Annotated in this window: 8 protein-coding genes; 4 read left to right on the plus strand and 4 right to left on the minus strand. The window is 43.3% G+C overall.

The genetic code is table 11. From position 1 onward, the window contains the following. The first annotated feature begins 41 nt into the window (after positions 1 to 41). From K0625_RS08835 to K0625_RS08845, 3 genes are all read left to right on the plus strand, one after another. On the plus strand, positions 42 to 1,085 hold the full coding sequence (locus K0625_RS08835; protein ID WP_220109358.1) for a Preprotein translocase subunit SecY: 1,044 nt from the start codon (positions 42 to 44) through the stop codon (positions 1,083 to 1,085). Positions 1,086 to 1,177: 92 nt separating this feature from the next. Continuing rightward, positions 1,178 to 1,873 (plus strand): aspartate/glutamate racemase family protein, encoded by a 696-nt coding sequence (locus K0625_RS08840; protein WP_220109359.1) that lies wholly within the window; start codon positions 1,178 to 1,180, stop codon positions 1,871 to 1,873. A 282-nt stretch (positions 1,874 to 2,155) separates the two neighbouring features. Next, entirely contained in the window at positions 2,156 to 2,710 is a 555-nt protein-coding gene (locus K0625_RS08845) for a porin family protein (RefSeq protein ID WP_220109360.1), read from the plus strand. A gap of 98 nt (positions 2,711 to 2,808) precedes the next feature. Here the strand turns inward: K0625_RS08845 and K0625_RS08850 are convergent, their stop codons facing one another. Continuing rightward, the gene (locus K0625_RS08850) at positions 2,809 to 4,110 is read right to left on the minus strand and encodes an anaerobic C4-dicarboxylate transporter (RefSeq protein ID WP_220109361.1); all 1,302 of its coding nucleotides are present in this window, start codon (positions 4,108 to 4,110) and stop codon (positions 2,809 to 2,811) included. A gap of 498 nt (positions 4,111 to 4,608) precedes the next feature. On the opposite strand from K0625_RS08850, the gene K0625_RS08855 reads away from it, so the two are divergent. After that, complete coding sequence (locus K0625_RS08855) at positions 4,609 to 7,431, plus strand: ExeM/NucH family extracellular endonuclease (RefSeq protein ID WP_220109362.1); 2,823 nt, start codon at positions 4,609 to 4,611, stop codon at positions 7,429 to 7,431. A 65-nt stretch (positions 7,432 to 7,496) separates the two neighbouring features. Here the strand turns inward: K0625_RS08855 and K0625_RS08860 are convergent, their stop codons facing one another. The 3 genes from K0625_RS08860 to K0625_RS08870 all read right to left on the minus strand — a co-directional run bounded on the left by K0625_RS08860 (position 7,497) and on the right by K0625_RS08870 (position 11,519). Beyond that, a complete protein-coding gene (locus tag K0625_RS08860; protein ID WP_220109363.1) occupies positions 7,497 to 7,817 on the minus strand; it encodes a YdbL family probable chaperone protein in 321 nt (106 codons plus the stop codon). A gap of 26 nt (positions 7,818 to 7,843) precedes the next feature. Then, on the minus strand, positions 7,844 to 8,044 hold the full coding sequence (locus tag K0625_RS08865) for a YnbE family lipoprotein (protein ID WP_012324543.1): 201 nt from the start codon (positions 8,042 to 8,044) through the stop codon (positions 7,844 to 7,846). Positions 8,045 to 8,135: 91 nt separating this feature from the next. Next, entirely contained in the window at positions 8,136 to 11,519 is a 3,384-nt protein-coding gene (locus K0625_RS08870; protein WP_220109364.1) for an intermembrane phospholipid transport YdbH family protein, read from the minus strand. Positions 11,520 to 11,628: the final 109 nt, after the last annotated feature.

The following is an 11,628-nucleotide window of genomic DNA, read 5'->3' on the forward strand; positions in this document are numbered from 1 at the left end:
TTATAGTAATTGGTATAACTCCCTCGAAATAGAAGTCTGTTATGTTTTACGATCAAAATCTAGCTATACGCTATCCTAAAGGCCCCTTTGCCATGTGGAGCGTTTACAGTTTCACAGGCGCCTCGATTCTAGCCTCTATTGTGTTTTCACTCCTGTTATTTCTATCGATTGATGATGATCCTTTGATGCAGTTTCTATTTGGAGGATTGGCAATCATCTTTGAACTAGGCAAATTCTTCGCCTGGTATGAGGTGGGTGAGCGCCATGCCAGACGAAACTACTCAGGTATGATCTTTGCGCTGGGCTTTTACCTTGTATTGGCAGCAATTTCTATTGGTGGCTCGGTTGGCGGGATCAACAGTGCGACCAATAAAGCGCAGAGTCATGTTGCTTTGCATCAGAGTAAGGTCAATGCATTTGATATGCAGATAGCTGCCATCGATAAGCAGATAGCACTTAACAATGTTGCTGCTGAGAAATACATCCAAATGGAGCGAATAGCCACAGGTGTCGTGAGAATACAGAATGAGAATAAACGGCTCAGAGAGGAGCAGCAAAAGTTAGCGATACAGAGAGATAGCCTGCCGCTTGCTGAACAAGGTTCTGTGATTGGATTGATTGATGGTTTAGCATCTTTTTTACACACATCACCCCATACAGCTCAGTTAGGGCTAGTGGTGTTTCTCTCGATACTGTTGGATTTCTTTGCCGCTTTCTTCGTTGGTTTGATAGGTGAGGAGAACCGCTTTCGTCATCAATATCGTCATATGAAGCCGATTACCATAGACAGCTTCACCTCAGGTGAGATGAAAGAGCCAGAGATGTTGAGTCACTTCACGCCCACAATCAATAGTGAGTTTGATGTAACAGCTTGCAATGAACCCAATAAAACCGCTTATGAGAGAGTGATTGAAGCCCTGAGCACCCAAGAGGTGATGTGCAGTAAACGTGCTGTAGTAAAACAGTTAAAACTCAAGCCAGATGAGGTGGATGTTATCTTTACTCAGCTCTTTAATGAGGGCATTGTTAGCAAGAAAGCCAACAATCACTTTCAGTGGCATGGCTTGGCGACAACTCATTCCTAAGAGAGAGTCATAACAGGAGACTCCATTAACTGAGAGTGTTAATTTGTATGGAGGTCTGGCGAGCTTAAAAATAACCTTGATAAGGAAACAGTGTGAAAACTATTGGATTGATAGGCGGAATGAGCTGGGAGTCGACATTAAGTTACTATCAGGCGCTCAATCTTAGTGTTAAAGCTGAATTGGGTGGTTTACACAGTGCGAAAATAGTACTGGTTAGTGTTGACTTTGCTGAGATTGAGAAGCTTCAGCATCTTGGAGAGTGGGATAAAACCGCTGCGATCTTATCTGAAGCTGCAAGCGGGTTAGAAGCGGCTAATGCTGACTTTTTCATGATCTGTACTAATACCATGCACAAGGTTGCTGAGCAGGTGCAGGCTAAAGTGAATATTCCGCTACTGCACATTGCCGATGCTACTGCTGAGTTATTGGTTAAAGATGGTATCAAGAAGGTAGGGTTATTAGGCACCCAATTTACTATGTCTGAGTCCTTTTATAAGGGGAGGCTGACGGAAAAATACGGTATAGAGGTACTAACCCCAAGTGATGATGAACAGTCAATCATTCATCGAGTTATCTATGATGAGTTATGTCAAGGTGTGGTAAATACACAATCACGAATAGCCTATGTCGAGATCATTGAAAAGCTGAGAGAGAGTGGCGCCGATGCGGTGATATTGGGTTGTACCGAGATAGCTCTGTTAGTCAAAGAAACAGACACCAATGTGCGCCTTTATGACACCACAGCTATTCATGCTGAGGCAGCTGTCAAATTAGCATTAGATTCTTGATATCGTATTTTTAGTCACTTACAGCCCTGTTTTAAACAGGGTTTAGAAGTGTACTAATTTGAATATCTTCATGATGCTACTTTGTTAGTATCTTGATCTAGGATTGATCCTCGGATGTTTTTAAATTAGTGCTTTTTGCTCTGTTTCTCGCCAAACCTGTATGCTTCCTGAATGGCCATGTTGCTCTTTGTTGGAATCGATAACCTTTATGCCGAACTTGTATTAATCTGCATGCAATTTATAAGACAGATGTAACAACAATAATCAGTTCGGGGAATTACTTTGAAAACATTAACTATTGCAGCAGCTTCTCTACTCGCCATTTTTGCATCAAGCAGTGTGGCAGCAGCCAACGATCATAGCGGTTTTTATGTGGGTGGCAGTTTAGGACAACTAAAAGTAAAAACAGAGGATAGCGATAACGGCTTAGGTTTTGGCGCCTATGGTGGTTATAACTTCAATGATTGGTTTGGCTTAGAAGCCAACATGTATCTTTCAGGAGATCTTGGTGGCAATGGTTATGACTTAGGTGCTGGCTCGTTTGCTTTTACCCCTAAATTTACTTACCAGATTAATGACACCTTTGCCGTGTATGGCAAAGTAGGTATTGCTTCTATGGCCGTAGTATATCGACCTGATAGAGGTATAGATGAAGACTTCACTGGGTTTGGTTGGGTCTATGGGGTAGGTGTTAATGCCTCTATTACTGAGAACCTTAACATCCGTTTAGGCTATGATATTGTTAAAGGCGATCTCGACTCTGAGTATTCATTAGGTGAGCAAAATGTGGATACTGATATCTCTAATTTTGCTCTAGGTATGCACTACCAGTTTTAAGCTCTAACAGGCTAAATGATAAAAGGGATACTGATACCGTTAGGTATCGTATCCCTTTTTTGTGTTTCTCACTTATCTATGTCGATTGGTATAAAGTCTTAAAGCACTAAGCTTCCTAATGCAAACCCTAACGCGACAGAGGTAAAGATGGTCACAAGTCCAGGGATAAGGAAGGGGTGATTAAATACCATCTTACCAATTCGTGTCGAGCCCGTATCATCCATTTCTACCGCTGCTAATAGTGTTGGGTAGGTGGGTAAAACAAACAGGGCACTTACCGCTGCGAAAGAGGCGATTGCTGTTATTGGTGCAACACCTATGGCCAGTGCGGCAGGCATAAGGGCTGTAGTGGTGGCACCTTGTGAGTAGAGTAGCATAGAGGCAAAAAACAGAGTGACGGCTAACATCCAAGGATATTGATTGAGTATGTCTGCTGATAGCGCCTTAATCTCTGTGATATGACTGGAAACAAACGTATCTCCTAGCCAAGCAACACCTAATACACAGATACAGGCACACATACCGGATTTAAACGTTGGAGCATTGGAGATCTCTGATGGATCTATCTTGGTGATTGTCACGATAGCTGTAGCGGCCGCTAGCATAAATACCATGATAGCTTCATTACGGCCCAGTGCTGGGTCTTGAATGAGATTAACCGTATCTGAAATCAAGGTCGCATAGACAATTACACCAACAATGGCGGTGACAAAAATAGCGGTGGCTGTTTTTGCTGTCGGCAGTAGGTTTCGCTTGGTTTGTCCCTGTAGTTTAATCAGGCCTTTAGCTTGACGCTCTAGAAAAACAGGATCGTCTTTTAATTCACAGCCAAGGAAGTTAGAGACAAATGCGCCTATCATACAGGCTGCAAAAGTGGTGGGAATACAGATGGCCAGCAAGGTTAAGTAGCCCACGCCTAGAGGCTCTAAAATACCAGAGAAGAAGACGACAGCTGCGGAGATAGGTGATGCTGTAATGGCAATTTGTGAAGCAACAACTGAGATCCCTAATGGACGTGAAGGCCTAATTCCTTGCTCTTTAGCAACTTCTGCGATAACTGGTAAAGTTGAGAATGCAGTGTGGCCTGTTCCTGCAAGTAGGGTCATAAAATAGGTGACAATAGGTGCGTAGAAGGTGATGTGTTTAGGGTGTTTTCTAAGAAAACGTTCCGATAGATCGACCAATAGTTCCAGTCCGCCTGCCACCTGCATTGCAGCAATTGCGGCAATAACAGACATAATGATCAAGATGACATCAATGGGGATGTGCCCGGTATCGACCCCTAGAAATAGTGATAAAACGAGGACACCAGCACCGCCAGCTAATCCAATTCCAATTCCACCGATACGTGCCCCGAGATAGATAAAAGCGAGCACAACGAGCAGTTCAACAACGACCATAATTAACCCTAATGTAATAACATTCAGCGAAAATATACCGATTTAAAAGTGGTATATTGATTTGCCTGAGGAGAAGCTTATGTTGTTTTTGGTACCGCTTTTTCCTAGGCGCTAAATTTTACTCCCCTTATTCCCTATATAACGGTACTTAATTGACTATTTCTTTAAGCTGTGATTTTGCTCACGCAGCCCTAAGTTTTTAATGGGGTAGGTGCACAATTATTCAGATTTTTGATTTAACCTAAAATCGCATATTGAGTCAGTTTTACACCATTAATAATCATCTTATTGATTGTTTTTTATCAGAACTTTTTCTGAAATATCGCTCAAGGAGTTCATAAGTTGTATTTACCTTCTTAACACCTTCCTGTAACTTAACTGTAACCGGTCGGATTTATACTTTGTGCTGGTTTTGGATGTAAAAACAACAGCAATCTGAACAGAAGAGTCAAATGCTGAAATAAAACTAGGTTAAATGGGTTATTTTAAGGGGTTAATATGTTTACCAAAGCGAGCTTGCTTGCCTTGGCGATAGGTGGTGTGTCCACGTTCGCTCAAGCAGCAGACAATCTGATCTTTTCTGAGTATGTCGAAGGCAGCAGCAACAATAAAGCGTTCGAACTCTACAATCCAACCACCGCAGCGCTAGATCTTAGCCAATATGAAGTTAAATTCTACTTTAATGGTAATACACAAGCTGGTACAACAATCAGCTTAAGTGGCTCATTGGCACCTGGAGAGGTGTATGTGGTTGCTGATAATGATGCAAATGCCGATATCTTAGCTATTGCCGATCAAGTCAGCAATAGCAGTTTTTACAATGGCGATGACGCGCTGGTATTGATGTCAGGTGGTGTCGTTATCGATAGTTTAGGTCAGGTTGGTTTTGATCCTGGTAGCCAGTGGGGAAGCGGAGATCTCTCTACTCAGAACAACACACTTAGGCGTAATCCAGATATGTTGATCGCAGATACTGTGGTTGATGATGAAGCGAGCTTAAATACTTGGTTAGGTTTTGCTCAGGATGATATCTCTGATCTGGGTATGTTTGACGGCTCAGGTCCAATTGATCCGCCTCCACCAGTGGATCTCGTATGTCACGATCCATTTGTGACAATCCATGCGCTGCAAGGGCAAACTGATGTGAGCCCATACAATGGCCAAACTGTTGAAGTTGAAGCGGTTGTGACCAGTAATCAAGAGGCAGGCCTTAAAGGACTCTTTATCCAGATGCCTGATGATGCTGTCGATGCAGACCCACTGACCTCTGAAGGTGTCTTTGTCTATACTGGCGGAGATACAGGTTATCTTGCTGGCGACCTTATTCGCATGCAAGCTATGGTTAAAGAGTTTAATGGACTCACTGAACTGACTGATCTTGTATCCCATACATTGTGTGCTTCTGCTCAGGCTATTCCAAGTTCAGCAAGTGTGACACTGCCTGTTGCTGATATTGCAGATCTCGAAGCCTTTGAAGGTATGCGAGTGAGCTTTACTCAAAACCTTGTCGTTAATGAAGTCTATAACTTAGGCCGTTTTGGTGAACTATTGCTCGGAAGTGAGCGTCACTTTATCGGTACGCAAGTCGCGGCACCTGGCGCCGATGCTTTGGCTGTTACTGCTGCGAATGCAAGGGATGCTATCGTACTTGATGATGGCTTAACGGCTCAAAATCCGGATCCAGTTCGTTACCCTTCACCTGGTTTAAGTGCCGATAATACAGTTCGTGTTGGCGACACTGTTACTGGATTAAATGCCATGATGCACTATGCATTTGGTAAGTACCGTTTGATGCCTGTTGATACGGTTAATTTCATTGCTGAAAACGCAAGAACGCTTGCACCAGAGCTCGTAGCGGGTGGTAATCTAACCGTGGCAAGTTTTAACGTTCTTAACTACTTCAACGGTGACGGTGCTGGTGGCGGATTCCCGACTCCACGTGGTGCTGATACTGTGACAGAGTTTGAGCGTCAACGAGCGAAGATCATTAGTGCCATGGTCGGTATCGACGCAGATCTGTTTGGTTTGATGGAGATTGAAAATGATGGCTTTGGCAGCGAGTCTGCGATTGCGGATCTGGTCTCAGGTCTGAATGCAGCTATCGGTGAAACTCGCTATGGCTATGTTAATGCAGGTGGAAGCTCTATCGGAACTGATGCAATTGCTGTTGGGATGATCTACCGACTCGACAAAGTTAGCCCACAAGGCGCGGCTAAAATTCTGTCAACGGCTAACTCACCGTTAGACGATGCTGGCGCACCTTTGTTTAATGATGGCAAGAACCGTCCTATGTTGACTCAGTCTTTCTCTGTTAATGACAGTGATGAGTCATTTGTTGTTGCAGTCAACCACTTCAAATCAAAAGGCAGTAATTGTGACAGTCTTGGCGACCCTAACCTCAATGACGGTCAAGGAAACTGTAATGTCACTCGTACCCGTGCAGCGCAAGCTGTAGGCACTTGGTTAGCGGCTGAATACCCACAAGCTCCAGTGCTCTTGATTGGTGATTTGAATGCCTACGCACAGGAAAATCCATTAACGGCATTAAAAGATGCTGGGTTTACTGAGCTGTTTGATCACTTAGATAAAGTCGGTGCATACTCTTATGTGTTCTCTGGTGAAACTGGTCAGCTAGATCATGCTTTAGCCAATAGTGAACTGATTGACAGTGTCGTGGATGTTACTGAGTGGCACATCAATACCGATGAGCCGCGTATACTGGACTATAACGAAGAGTTTAAGTCGGCTTCTCAGATTGAAAACTTGTACAGTGATAATGCTTACCGCTCATCTGATCATGATCCAGTCATCGTCTCTTTACTGCTTGAAGCGGCTAATATCGCTCCAGTGGCTAGTTTCACTTTTGAGCAGCAAGGTGCTGTGGCTAACTTTACCAGTACCTCTGCCGACGAAGATGGTGAGCTGGTTAGCTACGAGTGGACATTTGGTGACGGTAATGGCGCTGATGGACAAACTGTGAGTCATGAGTATGCTCAAGATGGTGATTATGTTGTGACACTAACGGTGACGGACGATGGCGGCCTAAGCCACAGTGTTTCGCAAACTGTGACTGTGGTAACTGAGCCTGAGAATATGAAGCCAGTTGCTGTTATTCATCATATTGATCTTTGGTTTATTGATATTTTTGTATCGCTTAGCTATGACGAAGATGGTTATATCACTAGCCATAAGTGGAAGTTTAATGATGGCAGCAAAATTAACGGCCCAGTGGCGGTTAAGTTTGCAAGTCGTGCATCTAAAGTTAAGCTGGTTGTAACAGACAATGATGGCTTAAAAGACAGTGCTAAACTAAGATTTTAAAGAGAGTTTAACTTGTTAGTTAACAATAAAAAGCCCGCATAGCGGGCTTTTTGTTTAAATAGAGACTATTTTTTTATCCACTTACCATTTGAGCTTTTGATATATTGACCACGTTTGGTGGCTTTCATCGCTTTCTCAGCAGCGAGTTTTGCAACTTCACTAGCAGAAATACCATTTTTTCTGGCAATCTTTTCGTAGTGAGCTTTACGTTTTGCATTCACCTCTTTTGCTACCGCAGTAGCTTGAGGGTCACTTTTTATAACCCCTAAATAACCATTAGGTTGCTCGCCAACTAATCCTTGTGATTTAGCGTCTTGTAACGAGATCGCAAATGTGTTTAGGCTCAGCAGTAAACCTGCGGCGAGCACGAGTAACTTAGTTTTCATTCTGTCCCCCTTAATTAACTGAGCCGTTAAAATAGTTCATCATTGGTAAGTAGCTCATCAAGCTCTTTATCCACTTTAATGCGTATTTCATGTTCAATCTTAACATTGAGATTGATCACGATTGGCTTATCTGGTGGCTCTATCTTCACTGTGGGCGTGCAGCCCGTCAGTAGCAGGAGAGCGGTGATTGCGCTCAACGTAATGCGTTGGATTTGCAACTTTTTCACGGCTATTTCCTTTTATCCAGTTTTTTGAAGTTATTTGGGTCTAGGCGCTAACTATAACGGGTTTAAGATGACAATAAGCTGAACGCCTGCTTTAATTCATCGATTGTTCTATTTGAGTCTGTAGCTTATCACCTATCTGCAAACTCTTTAAAAGTAGTAACATATTCTCCTCTTGAGAGTAGTTCAAGTGAATAGGCCGTTCAATCCCTTTTGTGTGACCTTTCACATTGACGTTTAAGATGGCATCTCCCGATGGCTCCATATCAAAGGTACTTGCAAGCTCAGAGTATTCAAGGTGCTCCAAAGTTGAAAAAGCAAAGTCCAGATAGGGCTGCGACGTTCTCATCTGATCTACCGCAGGGTTGCCGCTGAGGGTAATAAGTCCACCCGGTGCACGAGCTGCCAGCCGTCCACCAGTGACAGAAACTTTACCGTCGAGAAGATCGACAGGTAATACACCATCAAATATCCCGTCGGCGTAGAGTCCCACTTGCGGTTGTATCTCTATCAGCTGGGCCAGACTTAATCCTTGAAGCACTAAATAGCCATGGGAGGGAGCGTTTAGGTTTAGGTCAAATTCGGGGAGAAGAAGTTCGCCTCCTAATAATTTACCGCCCGCATTCATCTGGATATTGGCATTCGTCAAATTCGCCGGCACACTGGCTGACTGACTCTCTAACTTTTCTGAGTCCTTTGATATAGATATGTTGGCATTTGCTTTGAAGTCTTCGATAAGCACACCTGGGTTAAATGCTACTGCTGATAGATTGATGTCGGGACAGGAGAGTGTACTTTGCTCCTTAGGAGGATCTATAGATTGATCTTTGCCAGTACGATTTAGCTCTAGGTGGCAGCTGGCATCCATCATTGCGCCTTCAAAGGGGAGCTCGTTGATACTGCCCCTGAGCTCACTTAATCTTGGGGTAAAATCTAAGGAAAATCGGCTTTTTGATAGGTGAACATCGCTATTTTGTGCTGCTTTCCTCTCTTGGGTGAACAGGTAGTTAAGGTCTAATCTAGTGTGACCATTGAGATTGAGGCTTGGTGGAAGGGAGTAATTTGCATTTATCACGCTTAATACCGAGCTTATGTCAGTGTCGAGTATCGCTTTCCCCTCAACAGTAAAGTCAGTTAGGTTGGTTTGAGTTAAATCTGGCGTGACTGTGTGCGTCGAGTCTAGATTTAGCCCATCGAATAACCAGTGCTCTTGGGTGTTTAAATCTTGTTTATTCCAGTTGAAGCTCTGTATTAGCTCGCCTTGACTCAACTCAAGGAGCTTTTCTATTCTAAGGCGTCTGTTCTTATGGTAACTGCGCTTTATCTCGAGTCCCTCAATCTGGTACTTGGCTTGGTTTTGCAAGCTTTGCTGCTTAAGCAGTTGGTTCAAATTAGTATGCTTATCGATAGCCAATTTAAGGTTTGCAGTCTCCATCAATGTCAGCGCAATGGAAGGAAGTTGAATGTTTACCTCCTGATTGAGTGAAGCCGTTGCTGTATTTTTTGATTGTGCTTGAGCCACTTGAGGCCCTGTTTGCACCAGTTCATTGGCTAGTTGTTGGAGTTTAACCCTTGGGATCTCTAGCGCTAGTTGAGTTGTTCCATCATCAAGTTGTGACTTTTCTAACTTGATCCTATCCAGTGACTGCAAGTTTGCTTCTTGGGTTGAAACTGAGATGGAAGGGGGAGCGAGTCCCTCAGTTTTACTCATTTTTTTATCTAAGAAGTTAATACCTTCAGAGTTTAATGAAAATATAGAGCCGTTAAACTTAATCGCTAAAACCTCTGGCTCGTTGCCCGTAGGGTGCTTTGTTGCTGAGAGATAACTGGGCGTATCTGTATGAAGGCTAAGGCTGTTAGCGCTAAAGCTCACCTCTTTTGTTTTAGAGGAGGGCTGCTTATGGTCATAGCTGACCGGACCTAAGGCCAACGTCAATGAAGGTAGTTCTATTGAAAAGGTATCGTTTGAGTTATTGAGATTAAGAGGGGAGTGAGTTTGCAATGAGAGTGATTTTACACTCATGACCATAGCATCTTCTCGATTACTCTGCTCTTGTGACATGGGCTCATGCAGCATCAGCTCTTCACTATGAAAAAGTGTCGCTTTATCTAGATTTAGGCTGAGCTCTGTCGATACCTTGTTGCTCTTTGCTTTTACTTTCCCCTTTAGTTCTGAAGTGGTTTTTGCGAGCTCAAGGGCATAACTGGAGAGCTGCTCAGGTAGGATAGTGGTTAGTTCAAGCCTCTTTTTGGTTACAGTATTAAGTGACCAAGTCATCTCTAGCTCAGCCCCTTGAGTTTCACTTTCCAAGGTTAGGTTTAGCGTTTGTAATTGGGCCTTGGCAGAGAGCATTTCGTTCTCTATCGCGAGTTGAATCTTGGGTGATAGAAGCTTCTGCTCTGCAAATGAGTAGTTGAGCGGTTCGTTCAGCTCGAACTTCATGCTCAAGGGGTTAAAAGAGGTGGCTTTATTGTCTGGATGCAACAGCTCAATCATTTCGTGAAGCGACTTATTTTTAATTAGTGAGCGTAATGCAACTTGCTGCAGGTATTCGGGAGCGACTGCTATCGAGAAGGGCTGTAAGCTCAATGATAGATCTGCAATATGGCCATTAATCGTAAATTTAGCAGTATGATTAGGCTCATTATTTGTGGGAGTTAGAGATGCTTCAGGAGTGATAACGAGATCCGCTAATTGTGTCAATTTGAGATTTGTGTCTATAAGTTCATGGTTTGATCTTAGTTGTGCGGTTTTGAGATTAAGCTCGGCTTGACTATTCAGTGTGCCACTCAGTTGTAATCCTAGCTCATCAACTCTCTGCTTTATCAATATCAGATGAGTTAACGCCTTGTTATTAAGAGGCTGTTTGGCAATATTGTTAAGGAGTGTTTGAACTTGCTCAAACACGACTGAGGTAGAGAAGGCCCATCTTGTGTCACTTAATTGAGCATCCATCGATAATAGAGTTTCGCCCTCTTGCGTGAGTAGGCTAGAGAGTGAGCCTTGGTTATCTAAGGTGAGGTGCGCTAAAACCAGATTTAGTGGATTAGTGGTTCCATTTTTTAATGTTAGTCTTGTTGGCCCAATCTCTACCTGCGGGAGTTGAGCGATATCCAGTGCCACAGTGGGACCCTGTTGATCGACATTTTTCCCCTCATCAGTGAGGATATCAGGATTGAGGGCGACATCCACTTGTCCCAGTGAGATTTTAGCTATTTGATCCGTTGAAAAATTGAGTAGAGAAAAAGTGGGGGCTAAGGTTAACTCAAGATCTTTAATCTTGATGTCGCTATCTTTTACCTCAAGGAACACATTGGCGAAGTGCCATTGAGTGAGCGAGCGAGGTCGGATACTAAGCTTAGTTATCTGAGTGTCATAATTGGCTAGATATTGATTGGCAAACTTAGCTGTCAGCCACTCATAGCTCATCAACAAGGCTGTGAATAGGCAGATAAAGAGAAGTGTAAAAGCGAGCATAAGTCGCTTCATCCGAGATAAGGTTCGGAGCATCAATATAGTTTTTCCCAGTTATTTGTTGAGTTTAGTATGATGAAAAAACAAATATTTGAAAAGTGACGATTATATT

It is taken from the genome of Shewanella nanhaiensis (genome assembly GCF_019457885.1).
GTDB lineage: Bacteria > Pseudomonadota > Gammaproteobacteria > Enterobacterales > Shewanellaceae > Shewanella > Shewanella nanhaiensis.

Excerpts from the sequence above, each read along its gene's own strand:
- K0625_RS08860 (WP_220109363.1), bottom strand. The coding sequence starts at position 7,817 with ATGAAAACTAAGTTACTCGTGCTCGCCGCAGGTTTACTGCTGAGCCTA.
- K0625_RS08855 (WP_220109362.1), top strand. The coding sequence starts at position 4,609 with ATGTTTACCAAAGCGAGCTTGCTTGCCTTGGCGATAGGTGGTGTGTCC.
- K0625_RS08870 (WP_220109364.1), bottom strand. The coding sequence starts at position 11,519 with ATGCTCGCTTTTACACTTCTCTTTATCTGCCTATTCACAGCCTTGTTG.
- K0625_RS08850 (WP_220109361.1), bottom strand. The coding sequence starts at position 4,110 with ATGGTCGTTGTTGAACTGCTCGTTGTGCTCGCTTTTATCTATCTCGGG.
- K0625_RS08835 (WP_220109358.1), top strand. The coding sequence starts at position 42 with ATGTTTTACGATCAAAATCTAGCTATACGCTATCCTAAAGGCCCCTTT.